The 15902-nt window shown below is 47.7% G+C and carries 4 protein-coding genes and 1 pseudogene; 4 read left to right on the forward strand and 1 reads right to left on the reverse strand.

Annotated elements, in window-relative coordinates; all coding sequences use genetic code 11:
* Positions 1-131: 131 nt before the first annotated feature.
* Positions 132-239 (reverse strand): annotated as a pseudogene (locus AACQ38_RS04520) (transposase); the annotation flags it as partial.
* A gap of 343 nt (positions 240-582) precedes the next feature.
* Between AACQ38_RS04520 and AACQ38_RS04525 the strand changes: the two are divergent.
* From AACQ38_RS04525 to AACQ38_RS04540, 4 genes are all read left to right on the forward strand, one after another.
* A complete protein-coding gene (locus AACQ38_RS04525) occupies positions 583-756 on the forward strand; it encodes a hypothetical protein (protein WP_165577517.1) in 174 nt (57 codons plus the stop codon).
* A gap of 388 nt (positions 757-1144) precedes the next feature.
* Positions 1145-1963, forward strand: a complete 819-nt coding sequence (locus tag AACQ38_RS04530; protein WP_011146146.1) for a 2OG-Fe dioxygenase family protein — start codon at positions 1145-1147, stop codon at positions 1961-1963.
* A gap of 93 nt (positions 1964-2056) precedes the next feature.
* Positions 2057-14626 (forward strand): hybrid non-ribosomal peptide synthetase/type I polyketide synthase, encoded by a 12570-nt coding sequence (locus tag AACQ38_RS04535; RefSeq protein ID WP_339367025.1) that lies wholly within the window; start codon positions 2057-2059, stop codon positions 14624-14626.
* Positions 14623-15888, forward strand: coding sequence for an MFS transporter (locus AACQ38_RS04540; RefSeq protein WP_165577518.1), 1266 nt, complete (start codon positions 14623-14625; stop codon positions 15886-15888). The genes AACQ38_RS04535 and AACQ38_RS04540 overlap by 4 nt, the downstream gene beginning before the upstream one ends.
* Positions 15889-15902: the final 14 nt, after the last annotated feature.

Consider the following 15902-nt stretch of genomic DNA (forward strand, 5'->3'; position numbering starts at 1 on the left):
AAATCCATAGGGTATAGCTTTCCACCTTTAAGGAAGAAAGCCCGCTCTGCGGACTCAGATTATTGACAAAGTGCTGGTTTTTATCCGGCACTTTGTCTTAATTAACCTCGGTTTCGTTTAAAAAGCCATAAAAACCAGCCCGTACTCGTTTTTCCTCGCTGCTCAACTCCCTCAAATACTCTATGACGGGGAATATAGAGGTTGTGACAAACAGCAATTTTGGTCGAATCAATAAAAGCGGTTGATGATATACCAAAGTTAAAATCAATTAAGATTAATATCATATTCTAATACCTCTTTATATGTAAATTTTTTTTGCCAAATTAAAAATAAAGACCCGAGTTGACATTGTATACTTTGAGATCTATTTTCTATTTAATTTTAGTGAACATATTTTTATTATTGGACTACTTAGAGCCTATCTCAATAGGCGTAATTGTTGCAGACAGTTTGAACACGGACAGCGCGGAAAAACCGGAGCGTACACGTAGTACGTGAGGATTTTGAGCACTGCCCAGGTTCAAAATGGCAAATAAAATAGCTCTATTGGGATAGGCAGTTATATACCCAATGGATTTCAAGATGCATCGCGACGGCAAGGGGGTGAGTGAGTGCAGCCAACAAAGAAGCAACTTGAAAGATAACGGGTATATATTGTTTCACCCGGCAAGAAAGGTAATACTATTGAGGTCATTAATTCCCTCAAAAAACAGTTGCTATAATATAGTAGGTTTTTTTAATAGCCTATTTATTTAAATTTAGCTCTCTTACTTATCCAGCAATATCCTTTACTATCTGATTTGTCAGAAATTGATTGATTGACTTTGTAGATCGACAAAAAGCATGGCAGTGTTGTTCTATGCTAAATCGAGATATTCTTATTTATAGGTGTTTTTTTAAATCATTAAATATATACCCTATGGATTTCAAGATGCATCGCGGCGGCAAGGGAGCGAATCCCCTGGAGCATAGATAACTATGTGACCGGGGTGAGTGAGTGCAGCCAACAAAGAAGCAACTTGAAAGATGACGGATATAACTAAATAATTTTTTGAGTTAATCAGTATTAACTGTTTTTTCCCAAGATATCGTAATTAATTTAATACGATGTCATCGTAATTCACCCTAATAAAGAGATATTACAATGGGCTGGAATATATTTATTAACGCACCAGATAGTTACCATCTTACTTCCACACATATCCGCAACAGCTTGCACCAACAAGGTTTTGCCACTTTCAATGCCACCGATCTTGACCTTTCTGACAGTGAAAAAATCGATCTTATCTCTCTGTGTGAATTATCTAAGTCACTGCCGTTAGATCGATTTGGTGAAGGTGGTCGTCACCGCAGTTATTGTGAGGGAGTGTGGCACCGTGAAACAGAAACTATTGATTGGAAAACAGGTCATCAGCAATCTGATGGTAGTATAGAGATTGATTATCATCAGGGAAGTGAATATCAACCTGAATTTGGTGGTGTGGTACGAAAATTCCTGCGTATGCCTGATGAGATACTTAATAAAGGGCTACTTAATAAACTCATTTGGCACGATCTGAGTCTAACCGGCATGGCAGAACATTATTCCCGTTTGCTATGTGGTGTACATCTGATCCGAATGCAGGCACTACCGGGTAAACCGGCAAAAATTACGCCTAACTGTTTTCATCGTGACGGTCAGCCGTTCACCGCTGTACATTTAATTGAACGTTACAATATCGAAGGTGGTACAACGCATATCGCGCCACCTTCTTATGCGAATTGCCAGCTTGAAGAAGTCCCTGCTCATGAGATAACTCGTTTTCTCCTTAATGATCCCCTTGATAGCTACATCATCGATGATGCAGCGATTTGTCATTACATCAATCCCGTAACTTGCGATGAAAACGCTAGCGTTGGCGTCCGCACTATCATTCTGATTGATTTCACCCCACTAGAACAGATTGACAGGTGTTCCCAGTAGCGCTTTTGCCATGAAAGTGGCTGACACCCAGGAGTGATAGCTTTTACGGCAATCACTAAGCTGCAAAAATCTTTTTATCTTAGGAAAAATTTCGTGAGTAATTATTCAAACACCTTATCGAATGTTCCATTCTTATTACCAACGCCGGCTCAACGCAGGTTATGGCTTATTAGCCAAGGAAATATGGACTCAGCATTATATAACGTGCCATTTTCGCTACGTTTGCGTGGTACGTTAGATAGAGAAGCGCTTGAAAAAACGATTATTTTTATGATTGAGCGTCATCCGGTATTGCGTTCACAATTTCATGTTGTCAATGGAGAATTACAGATAGTACTGAATCCGCAGTGGCCTGAATTACGTATCAGTGATCTCAGCGATTATTCCCCGGAGGAACGCGAAACCAAAATACAGTCAATCTGTGATAATGAAGTCAGATATTGTTTTAATCTCAGTAACGATTTGCCTTTTCGTTATTTACTGCTTCGTCGGCAAGAGAACGATCATCAGTTAATATTTACGCTGCACCACATTGTATTTGATGATTGGTCTACTCACGTTTTTCTTAATGATTTTAGCCATGCCTATAACCAGTATAAAGTAGGTCAACAACCTAAGTTGGCGACGATTACCTACCCGCATGTCAATGATTCTATAACAGATATTCATATAAATAGCGCTCGTCGGCAACGCTTACGCAACTATTGGGGAAAACAGTTAGTGGAATTGCCTGAACTGCATAAATTACCTACCGATCGGCCACGACTCTTGGAACAACGGGGACGTGGCGCGGTATATCATAAGTCACTTCCTTTATCTCTCGTTGGACGTATTTCTAAAATCTGCCAACGTTATGGATTGACACCTTATATGGTGGCAATTTCCGCTTTTGCGGTATTACTGAATCGTTATTCACACGATGACGACATCGTTATTGGCAGTCCATTTGCGAATCGTCACAATATTGATGAACATGTCCGCCTTGGCTTTTTTATCAATTTGTTACCGTTGCGTTTTCGCGTTAATGAAGGGATAAGTTTCAGTGATCTATTGGTCCAAGCACGCGATATATTACTTGATGCATATGAAAATGCTGATTTGCCGTTTGATGAGATTGTCGATGTGGTACAACCCCTGCGTTCTCTGAGCCATTCCCCTGTTTTTCAGATTATGTTTGATTATTTGAAGAGTCCGGGACAAGCATTGCAACTGGATGGGTTAGCAGCAGAAGTACAATTTATCCATTCTGGTACTGCTAAATATGATTTAACGTTATCGATAGAAGAATCCCCAAGTTCACTACTCTGTCTGGTTGAATTTGATACCGATTTGTTTGATAACCTCACCATTACTCGCATGGTGAATCACTATGAGACATTGTTGGATGCATTGCTAAGTGAACCTGAGCGTTCTGTCGCCAAATGTAGCATGTTGCCGCCAGAAGAGCTGGAAACACTGGCTCGCTTCTCCCGGCCGGCAGAACCTCTGCCGGTATTGGAATTTATTTCGGTAGCTGAACGCATCAAGTTACAGGTGCGTAATCATCCAGATGCACGGGCTATGGTGTGGCGTGATCAACGTTTCACCTATGCGCAACTGGACGAGTACGCGCAATACCTGCTCGCGAAGATGCGCCAGTGTGGCGTTGGGCCGGGTAGCCGGGTTGCAGTATTGATGAGCTACCGGCCAGAAATTGTCATCTCTTTTTACGCTATTCTCTCTGCCGGTGCGGTTTATGTGCCGTTGTCCCCTTCTGATCCTCGCTTCGCCGATAAGATAAATGATGCACAACCAGTACTGATCCTCACCAGTGAACAGGATGCTGTTGGTTTGCTTGATTTTCGTGCCATTATGCTGGACGTTGATGAGCTGTTTCGTCAACCCGCGCCGCCGGATGTGCAACCCATTTGGCCAGTTCAGGAGAGTGATTCAGCCTATGTTATTTACACTTCTGGTTCAACCGGCAATCCAAAAGGGGTGGAGGTAAGCCACGGTAGTCTGCATGCATCGTACCATGCTTGGTGCCATGACTATCGTTTCACCCAACCCGGTGAGCCGGTATCACTACAACTTGCGGCACCGATTTTCGATCTCAGTATAGGGGATTTCAGTCGTACTCTGGGCTGTGGTGGATGCTTGGTTATGTGTCCGCGTGAGTGGTTGCTGGATGCCCCTGAAATGCACCGCTTAATGATGAGCGAAGGCGTGACCTTCGGTGATTTTCCTCCCGTGGTACTACGTCAATTAATTCAGTTCTGTCAGGATAATGGGAAACGTCTGGATGGATTATCAACACTGGTGTGTGGGGCTGATGTCTGGTTCGGTCATGAGCTGCATGCAGCACAAGCGCTGTGCCGCCCGGATACGCGTATTCTGGGTTCTTACGGTGTAACTGAAGCAACCATTGATAGCACTGTTTTTGATCCGGAAACACATCCATTGGAAGCCGGGCGAGTCATTCCATTGGGTAGGCCGCTGGCTAGCTGTGAGTTGTTCATTGTTGATAAACACCTGCAACAAGTGCCGATTGGCGTTAGTGGTGAATTGTTGATTGCGGGTGTTACCGTAGCAAAAGGATATCTCAATAATCCCCAACTCACGGCAGAGAAATTTATTACCGGCAAATTCGATAGCCATGGCCGTTTTGTGGCAGACGGCCTTGTAGCAGAGAATAGCAGTACGCGATTCTATCGCACCTCAGACATTTGCTGTTTCCTGGCTGACGGCACTATTGATTTCATGGGACGCAGTGATCATCAGATTAAAATTCGCGGTTTTCGCGTTGAATTAGGCGAGGTGGAGAGTGCATTACTGGAGCACGCCGATGTGCGCCAGTGTGCAGTTGTCGCCTGTAATGACAGTACAAATAATAAAGTGTTGGTCGCCTATGTTGTGTCATCGGCTGATACTGACAAGTTACGTGGTTATTTGTCCCTGCGGCTACCCGGGCATATGATGCCGCGTGCTTTCGTGTTTCTCGATAAATTACCAACCACCCCCAACGGGAAGGTTGATCGCAAGCGCTTACAAGTTCCGGATTTCTCACTACCAGAAAATCAGGAGTCTATGACAGAACCGGCTAACGCCCGTGAAGAACAATTGCTGGCATTATGGAGAACAGCATTAGGAGTTCAGGTCATCAGTACTGAAGATAATTTCTTCTATTGTGGTGGTAATTCATTAATTGCTGCCAATCTGATTACGCAGATCAATAAGACATTTAGTGTTCAGCTTAAACTTTCCGCTATTTTCAACCATCCAACTATCGTCGGGTTAGCCTCGTTACTGGGCAGTGTTGAAAAAGATAGTATTGAAAAAGATAGTATTGAAAAAGATAGTATTGAAAAGAACAGTATTGAAAAGAACAGTATTGAAAAGGACGGCGTTGAAAAGAGCAATGCGAAACAGAGTGTTACTGTGCAGCACGTTTTGCAGGTCAGTGATTTACTCTCATTCGGTCAACGCAGTTTGTGGTTGATTGCCATGCAACGACCGGATGATTGCAGTTACAACGTGCCTTTCACATTGCGTTTGCATGGTAATCTGCATTTTACTGCGTTAATGCAGGCGCTGAATGACATAGTGCAACGTCATGACGTATTACGTACCACATTCTCTAGCCAAGTCAGCAAAGTAAGCGAGCCAGATGGAACATCCAGTTTTGAACCTAGCCATCAGGTTGCGTCTGAATTAACGCTAACCCTGCGCCAGCAAAATATCTCCGGCGGTGAGTCTGCACTGGCATCGAAATTGCGGGAAGAGATGATGGCAAGTTTCGATCTCGTCAATGGGCCACTCATCCGTGCGGTACTGTTTACGCTGTCCCCGCAAGAGCATGTGCTTTGTATTACTCTGCACCACATTATTTCCGATGGTCGCTCACTGGCAATACTTTTCGATGAGTTACGGCACGGCTATCAGGCACGTCTGGCCGGTAAGGCACCCATGCTACCCATGTTGGAAGCAAACTATGGGCATTTCATTAGCTGGCAGCGCACCCGACTGACTGATCCAGCGGTGCAGCAACAGATTCATTTCTGGCGTCAACAATTGGCGGATGCGCCAGCGACTCTGATACTGAATGAGATGGCGGCACCAACTGACGAAGCGGCTGCAATAAGTTGTGCTATTCCTCATGTGTATGTTGAAGGTGTAGAGAAACTGGCTCGTGAGCAAAACTGTACACCGTTTATGGTCTGGTTGAGTTTGTTTGCCCTCCTGTTGCGCCAGCAGAGTGGGGAGCAGGATCTTATCGTCGGCACACCAGTGTCGCTGCGCACTATACCTGCATGGGATACGCTAATTGGCTACTTTGCTAACACTTTGCCGGTACGTATCAATAGCCGTGAGTTGCAAACTTTTCAGCAACTCCTGATGCACACGCGACAGGTTAGTCTCGACATTCTTGAAAATCGTGATTTGCCGTTCGATTATTTGGTACAAACACTTAATTTGCCGCGTGTGGCGGGTAAAAATCCCGTTTTCCAAACTATTTTTTCCTGTGAACTGGATCAACCAAACGATGCAACATTCGGGGACATGAAGGTTTCAGACGTTGAGTTGGGGGACTATCGCGCCAAAATTGATTTAGAGCTGGCAATTAATCGTGTAAATGGTCAGGTTTACGCTCACTTTATGGCCATGCCGGGGGGGTTATCTGCCGTCACTCTGGGACGGATGAGTGAGTATTTGCTGGCGATGTTGCCACAACTCATTGAAAAACCAGATACTGCATTGGCTGATTTGTTGACGGTTAATTCTGACCGTAGTGCTCAACCAGAACTCGTTGTTGATAAGCCACAAGGACTGTTTCAGTTGTTTCAACAGAACCTGTCCCGGTATGGCGGACATGTGGCGCTGGAAAGTGATGAATTAAGTCTAAGTTATCAGCAGCTTGATACATTGACCGCATATGTGGCGCAACAATTACAACAAGTAGGTGTAGGCCGAGGTGATCGAGTTGGCATTCTGATGGGACACCATCCACATAATGTCACGGCAATGCTGGCAATTAACCGAATTGGTGCGGTGTTTGTGCCACTGGCTCCTGATAACGCCGAACCAGCAAATCGATATGTGATTGATAATGCGGAAATAAAAGCGATATTGTGCCGAAATGAAACAGCGCCTCTGTGTCAGCGTCTTAGTCTGGCGGCAATGAATATCGATGAGTTAGATATAGCCAATGCACCTTATATGACTATGGCGGCGATCTGTCAGTCGGATGATTGCGCTTACGTTATTTACACTTCTGGATCAACGGGTAAACCAAAAGGTGTTGCTGTCACCCACCGCAGTGTCTGCCATAACATTCTGGCAATCCGCGATGAGCTGAGGCTTGAACCTTCTTCTCGCATAGTGCAGTACTCCTCGCCCGTATTTGATGTGATGTTGGGAGAAATTTTTCCAGCACTTGTAGCGGGTGCTTGCGTGGTCTTCGCTAATAAACAGCAACTGTTGCCTGGCAGTAATCTGACAGAGTGGCTGGCACATAAACAGATTACGCATATGTGGATTGTCCCTTCTGCGTTGGCGATAGTGCCGTTAGTACCGCTGCCAAGTCTCCAGGTGATTATCGTAACCGGTGAGCCTTGTATGCCCGAAGTCGCCCAGCGCTGGTCTGTAGGGCGCAGGCTGATGAATGGATACGGCCCTACTGAATGCGCAATTGTGGTATCCCTTACCGATTATCATGCCGAAGGGCAAAATCTGGTGCTGCGTCCAATGGGCGATGTTCGCTTCCATCTGCTTGATGAACAGAGAAAGCCCGTAGCACCGGGGGAAATGGGTGAACTTTATTTAGCGGGAACCTGTGTTGCACAGGGCTATCTGGGTATGGATGAAAAAACCGCTGGGGTGTTTTTACCCGATAGCTTTGCACCACAATTAAAGGCTCGCATGTACCGTACCGGCGACATTGTGCGTCAACGCATGGATGGCGCACTGGAGTTTATTGGTCGGGTTGACCGTCAGGTAAAAATCCGTGGTCACCGAATTGAGCTGAATGCTGTGCGTGCTGCCCTAAGTGCGCTACCGGGTGTACGTCAGGCCGAAGCACTGGCGATCACCGATAGCCAAGGGAATAAAGAGTTGGCGGGATACATTGTCGGCGAAACCAGCCGTAGTGAGATCCTGAGCGCATTACGCCAACAGGTTAGTGAGGTGATGGTGCCAACAGCGTTGTTCTTTCTTGATGCACTGCCTACCGGCATTACGGGAAAAGTCGATCTGAAAGCGTTAGCTGAAATGAAACTGACACGTGCCGGTCAGCATCAATCTTCTCCTTTGCCAGCCAAAGTTGTGTCATCACTCAGTCGCGTTGAGGCTATCTGGCGTGAACTGCTAGAGAGGGATGAAATCGGTTATGACGAAAACTTTTTCGATGCTGGCGGCCACTCACTACGGGTTATGGCGCTATTCCAGCAATTGAATGAAGCATTTGGTGTCAACTTGTCTGTGACCGATATTTTCGCCCATCCCACCATTCGACAACAGGCGCAACTACTGGACACGCTGTCGCAACAAAAAACACCCGTTACAGTCGCAGTCACACCGCTGATAGTCACTGAAAAGAGAGCAATACCAACAGCAATACCAATGTTGGATGTTTCGACTCAGGATAGCAATGCTATTGCGATTATTGGTATGACTGGCCGCTTCCCACAAGCGCCAGATCTCGACACTTTTTGGCAGCGGTTGTTGGCGGGTTACGATGCCAGTGTGGAGTTGTCTGACGAGGAATTGTTACAACGGGGCGTCAATCCAGCGCTGTTAAGTCACCCACAGTTTGTCAGACGCGCACGTTTGCTGGAGGGTTGTGCGGAGTTTGATGCACGCTTCTTTGGTTATTCATCACGTGAAGCGCAGGTGATGGACCCACAACAGCGGTTATTTCTTGAAATGGCATGGGAAACGTTGGAACTCTCTGGCTATGGCAATGATAGTACACCGCGTTCAGTCGGTGTCTTTGGTAGCAGTGGCTTCAATTATTACCTGCTGGAAAACGTCATGCCAAATAAAGACCGGATGCACCTCGACCCCGGTCAGTGGCAAATAGGTAATGACAAGGATTTTATCGCTACACGTGCCGCTTACAAACTGAACCTTAGCGGACCGGCTGTCAGTATTGGCACCGCCTGTTCGTCATCACTCACCGCTATTCACTTTGCCTGCGAAAGCCTACGACGTGGTGAATGTGACATGGCATTGGCAGGCGCTGTAGCACTCGATCCACAACAGGTTGGCTTCGTCCATGTCAGTGGTGGAATTATGTCTCCAGATGGCCTTTGTCGGCCATTTGACGCTGCGGCCAACGGTACAGCCAGCGGCAGCGGCGGTGGGATGATATTACTGAAACGTCTGTCCGCTGCTTTGCAAGATGGCGATACCATCCATGCGGTAATTAAAGGTTCTGCTATCAATAATGATGGTGCACAAAAGGTGAGTTACACAGCACCAAGTATTGACGGCCAATCTTCAGTGATCAAAGACGCGCTGCGTAATGCCGGGGTATCGCCTGCCAGCATCAGTTATATCGAAGCACACGGTACGGCGACTTCTTTAGGCGATCCAGTAGAAATACGTGCGCTGACTCAGGCTTTCCTGGAACAATCTGATGGTGAAGTGCTACCTGTAGGGAGCTGCGCAATAGGTTCTGTGAAAGGAAATATAGGACATATTGATGCTGCTGCCGGTATAGCGGGGGTAATCAAAACCGTGTTGGCGCTGCGTCACCAGACTTTGCCACCAAGTATTCACTATCATCAACCCAATCCTGCAATCCCCTTCGAACAGACCCCGTTTTCTGTGATCAATACAGCATGCCCGTGGCCGCAGACAAGTCAGCCACGTCGTGCCGGTGTAAGTTCTTTCGGCATTGGCGGCAGTAATGCGCACCTTATTCTGGAAGAAGCTCCGCACCAGCAAGATGCCCGTATATTAGATGACGAGCGCTGGCATCTGCTGCCAATTTCAGCGAAAACGCCGCAAACGTTGCTTCAGCAAGGGGAACGCTTGGCAGTAGCATTGACTACCGGTAATGAGCCATTAGCGGATATTGCCGGAACTTTGCAACAAGGACGCAGCGCTTTCAGTGAGCGTGCTTTTGTTGTGGGAAAAGATCGGGAGCAATTAATCAATCAACTACGCCAACTATCACCGCAGACGATTAATCGCAAACAACAGCCTCGTGCGGTGATTTTTATGTTTCCGGGACAAGGCAGTCAGTCTATTGAAATGGGGCAATCGCTCTATCTGCGTGATGGTGTATTCCGCCAGCAATTTGATCGCTGTGCCGAACTGCTACAGCCACACATCAAACTGGATATCAGGCAGTTGATTTATCCGCAATCGGAGCGCGACAATGCTATCAGCCGGTTAAATGCTACACGTTATACCCAACCTGCGCTGTTCACTGTTGAGTATGCGCTGGCCTGCCAGCTACAAGCTTGGGGTATTACACCGCAAGCAATGATTGGTCATAGCCTCGGTGAACTGGTTGCGGCCTGTGTAGGGGGTATGCTTGAACTGGAAGATACACTGGCATTGGTAGCAAATCGAGCGGCAATCATGCAGCGCCAGCCCACAGGAGCAATGCTGGCGGTACAGGCATCATCTGAACGTATGGTTGCGCTGGCACCGGAGTGTGAATTTGCAGCACTCAACGGGCCCGCACAGTGCGTGATAACTGGCAGCCATGACAATATTGCGGTACTGGAAGAACAATGCAACAAGGCAGGTATTTCTTGCCAGCGACTAACGACATCACATGCATTTCATAGTTCATTGATGGATGCTGCCGCACAACAGATGCGGGAATTCAGCGCAGGCTTCACGCTACAATCCAGTACCATTCCGATGATATCCAATATCAGTGGCCGTTGGTTCAGTGAACAAGATCGCGATAATTCTGGTTATTGGGGAGATCATCTGCGTCGGCCAGTACGCTTCTATGACGGTATTCTTACGTTACTGAACCATTATGACAATCCGATCCTGCTTGAAGTCGGTCCAGGGCGTGCACTGACCAGTATGCTGAAAGATCTACAGCAAACAGGCCAAGCCCAGATACTAACCACGATGCGCCATACTCGCCAGCAAAAACCGGATGAAGAGGTGCTGCTCAATACCGTTGGGCAGTTATGGCAGCAAGGAGTTGCTATCGATTGGGCTGCATTTGGTCATTCACACAAATTACATCGGGTTATGCTGCCAGTGTACCCTCTCCAACGACAACATCTCTGGCTGGAACAGCCTGTCACTACATCAGCCACCGTCATCAGTACACAGCGGAGAAAACTACCGACTTTCACACGGTCATCAGATAAAGAGGGAATCACCCGGTTTACTTGTAAGCTAGATGATAATGTCTGGTTTATCGATGAACATCGCATCTTCGAAGGGCAAGGTGTATTGCCGGGTACAGGTTGCCTGGAATTAGTGCGTCGTGTTTTCAACGAATTGCAACCCGGTGGCACAGCTACTTTCAGTGAAGTTTACTTCCCCTCACCGTTGGTACTATCGTCAGGTGTTGAACGTCAGATACGCATCAGTTTGACTGCCATTGATAACAGCCTGGCCTTTACGCTGGAGTCTCACGACGATGGTAATGACATGTGGCAACTCCATGCAAACGGCAATGTTACTGCCGTATGCTCTCCACCAGCAGAAATTGTTTCACCTTATGAGTTGCGTCGGAATTTGCAGCTTGAAGAGGTTGCAGAGGCACCGGAGCGTTTCAATCAGGCATTTGCTGACTATGGACCACGCTGGCAATGCATTGCAGGTGTATGGATGGGGGATCGCTGTGCGCTGGCACAGTTGCGACTCAATCAGGCATTTATCGATGATTTGCCGGATATTGCATTACATCCGGCTTTGCTCGACTTGGGCACGGTGTTCTTACATGCCTGTCTGTTGCCGGGTGATGCTTCAATACCGTTCCATTACGGTTCGCTGACGCTGCACCAGCCATTATGCGCCGAATTTTACAGTCTGGCGGTTGAAACGGCACCTCGGACTTATGACATAACGCTATTTAGTTGGGATGAGCGTCAAAATTGCAAACAGGTGCTGGCTGAAATCCACGGTTACAACTTACGACAGTTCAATTCCTTACCATTCCAGCCAGCCAGCGAGTCGAATGTAGCACGGTGGTGTCGTTACCCTCGATGGTTACCGAAGCCTCTAGGCGAAGCAAAACAGAATCGTGCGCCGTGGTTGATTTTTGGTGCCCAAGCCGCTGAGCTAAGTGATTTATCGGAAGCGGCGGCACCCGGTAGTATCGTTGTTGAAGATGCTGATGAATTTCTGCAACAGAGTACCTACCGCTTTAGTTTGCGTAAGGACCAGCCCGAAGATTATCAACGACTGATAGATTGCCTGATACAGCAACAAGTGCTACCAGAACGTATCATCTGGTGCTGGACTGCGGCGGGGATTTCTCAACCAGAGGCTGCATTTGAACAACTGGCGGCTGCAATTAAAGCACTTACCGGTCATCACAGGGTTTTTAATATTACCCTGATTTCCCGCGGGCTACAGGCAGCCAAAGTGCTAGAAGCCTGTAATGCCGCACCCGCGCTTGGTTTGCTCGGAATATTGGCGGCCGAGTATCCGGGATGTTCTGCACGTCATATCGATCTAAATGATGACACTTTTGCTACATATCAATCGCTGATTGCGGAACTGTATACGGATATGCAACCGGAAGAGACGACAGAAGGAATACCGGTTACCAGCATTTCGCTTAAACAGGGTGAACGTGAATTACAGACATTTACTGAGCTTGATGAGATACCTCGTCGGCAAATTCTGCGGGATGGCGGTGTTTACCTGATTACGGGTGGATTGGGGGGTATCGGTCAGTTACTGGCACGTCACATCAGCAATCAATGCAGTAAGGTTAAACTCGGTATTTTGAGCCGCCGAGGAACTAATGCGGTAAGTGAAGCTTTACTCGATGTGTTACAGAAATCTGGTGCTGAAGTCATGATGTTACGCGCTGATGTTGCTGATGATGCGGCATTGACTAAAGCACTGGCACAGATGCGGGCAAGATTTGGTGCTATCAACGGTGTGATTCATTCAGCGGGTATTGAAGCCAGTGGATTGCTGGAGCATGGCACGTCGCAGGACTGGCGGCATGTGATGGCAGCAAAAGTAAGTGGTACACAGCAATTGATGACGGCGATAAGTCAGGACCCTCTCGACTTTGTTCTGTTGTGCTCTTCACTTGCCTCATTGGTAGGTGGAATGGGTCAGGCAGACTACGCGGCGGCGAACCGTTATCTTGATGCCGTGGCGCACTACTGGCGACAGCAGGCTATACCGGTAACGTCAGTTAACTGGGATACCTGGGCAGAAGTGGGGATGGCCGTGGATTATGCTGCACGCCGTCAAGAAAGCGTGATCGGTCTCAGTAATCAAGAGGGCTGCGCTATTTTCGATCTGGCGATCGCTGGAATGGAAGCACAGATCGTTGTCAATAAATTTCCCCCTGTTCAGCGCACACAATTACAGGATTTATCAGTGATATCTGATTCCGCCAGCCCAGAGGAAGCGGTTCGTCAATTGTGGTATGAGCTACTGGGCGAAGAGACGATTCACTTGGAAGATGATTTCTTCGAACTGGGCGGTCATTCACTGTTGGCAACGCAGATGATCTCCCGTTTGCGTGATCATTTCCAGCACTGCCTGACGCTGGCGGAGTTTCTCGAACAACCGACAATGGCACGTGTTGTCCGTTCACTATCTGACGAGAAAAAGAGCTCGGTTCCTGAGAATGCCCATATCCGCTATTGCCTGGTGCCAATTAATCACGGCGGTAACGGTAATTATTCACCCTTCTTTTGTGTGCCGGGTATGGGCGGCAATGTTACCCAATTTATGCCCCTAGCCGGGGCATTACCACCAGAACTGCCATTTATCGGTATGCAGTATTTGGGGCTTGATGGAAAAACTGCGCCGCACCAATCGGTGGAAGAGATAGCAACACATTATATTGCCTGTTTGCGCTCGGCTCAAAAACAGGGGCCATATCATATCGGCGGTCATTCATTGGGGGGCAAAGTAGCTTATGAAATGGCACGGCAGCTTCATGCTGAGGGAGAAAGCATCGGTTCTCTGGTGCTACTCGACTCTGCCGCACCACCCTATGCACCGGTTCCATATCAGGAAGATGCTGATATTGCCAAAGTTATTCTTGGTATTTTTGCCTACTACACTAACCGACTGGAGATGATCGACAGCTTGGATGACAACGAAATGCGTGCATTACCGCGTGAGGCGTTACTGAGCTATATCAAAGAGCAGCTAAAACGTTTCTCGTTGATTCAGGCACAGAATGATATGGGCTCAATTAACGGATTGTTCAATGTCTATCGGGCTGCGTCGGATATGTCACCGAAATATCGACCAATACCCGTACAGTTGCCAATTCCTATGCTGTTAGTAAAAGCGGTAGACCCCCTACCGAAAGGGGTTGTTGTGCCGGAGATCCGGGAGACCAATGGCTGGGGTTGGGAAAAATTCTCCACTCTTCCCATTCGTATCGCAGAAGTGCCGGGGAATCATTATAGCTGCCTGATGGAAGAGCACGTAGCACATGTATCGCGGGCGATAATCCATCACTTTCCATCAATAATAATAGGAGGACAGATATGAGTGATTCTTCCCCAACGGTTCACTTTCCTGAAAACCGCCAACATAAACGCCGATTGGCCGTGATCCTAATGACATTGGCTGTGGATGCTTTGGGTATCGGGATTGTACTCCCGGTTTTACCCGATCTGTTGCGGGAGGTTGCCCCGCAACCACCGGAAGCGGGTATGCCGTTAATCGGGTTATTTGTCTCACTATATGCTTTTGCACAGTTCCTTTTCGCCCCGTTGTTAGGGGCGCTTAGCGACGCTTGGGGCAGGCGGCCGGTATTGCTTGCAACCCTGTTTGGCACAGCGCTGAGCTATGCGCTGGTGGCGACAGCACCGTCACTAGGATGGCTGGTAGCCGGTATATTTCTTTCAGGCTCCACCGCCGCCAGTACTTCCGCGGCATCGGCTTACGTAGCAGATGTGACACCAGAAGCACAGCGGGCCGCACGTTTCGGTCTGGTCAGCGGTGTTCTTGGCTTCGGCATGGTTGCCGGGCCAGCCTTCGGAGGGTTATTGGGCATGATTGCACCGCGCCTTCCGTTTGTGATTGCTGGCTCACTGGCCGCCGTGAACGCTATTGCCGCTATGTTCGTTCTGAACGAAAGTCTGACCAAGGAGAACCGGCGTTCGTTCGACTGGCGCCGTGCCAACCCTTTGGGCAGCCTGAAACTACTGGCGACGGATGGGGTATTAAGACGACTGGTTTATGCTTCAGCTCTTGGCATGGTGGCTTATGGCATTTTTCTGGCCTGTTTTGTCTTACTCAATGAAATGCGTTTGGGCTGGGGACCACGTGAAAACGGGCTGGCTCTCACCGGACTCGGCGTCGGGATCATCATAACGCAAACTTGGTTGCTAAAAATGTTCGTGGCGCGTTGTAACGAATACCGCACAGCGATCATCGGTTACGGACTCTATACGTTAGCATTTATCGCTTATAGCCTGGCGGTATCACCACTGATTGTTGCTGGTGCAATTGCTCTGCATGCACTGGCGTTGATCAGCGATTCAACGCTTCGTGCTTTGATTTCATTGCGTGCCGGCAATGAGCGACAAGGGGAATATCTGGGAGCGCAGAACTGTATGTTAGGTCTGGCTATCACTGCTTCACCCCTGTTAGGTGCATTATTACTGCATTTTTCATCTCGTCAGGAGCAATCTCTCTATTTTCAAGGAATTCCCTTTGTTATTGCTGTCGTTGTTTGCCTCTGCGCCATATTGATTTTGCTGCGTGGTTCTCAGGCAGACATCACATTACGCAATTTATATAAATAAAAATATCACCAGCC

The sequence above is a fragment of the Photorhabdus sp. RW14-46 genome, assembly GCF_963887965.1.
GTDB classification, from domain to species: domain Bacteria; phylum Pseudomonadota; class Gammaproteobacteria; order Enterobacterales; family Enterobacteriaceae; genus Photorhabdus; species Photorhabdus laumondii.

Excerpts from the sequence above, each read along its gene's own strand:
- AACQ38_RS04530 (WP_011146146.1), top strand. The coding sequence starts at position 1,145 with ATGGGCTGGAATATATTTATTAACGCACCAGATAGTTACCATCTTACT.
- AACQ38_RS04540 (WP_165577518.1), top strand. The coding sequence starts at position 14,623 with ATGAGTGATTCTTCCCCAACGGTTCACTTTCCTGAAAACCGCCAACAT.
- AACQ38_RS04525 (WP_165577517.1), top strand. The coding sequence starts at position 583 with ATGCATCGCGACGGCAAGGGGGTGAGTGAGTGCAGCCAACAAAGAAGC.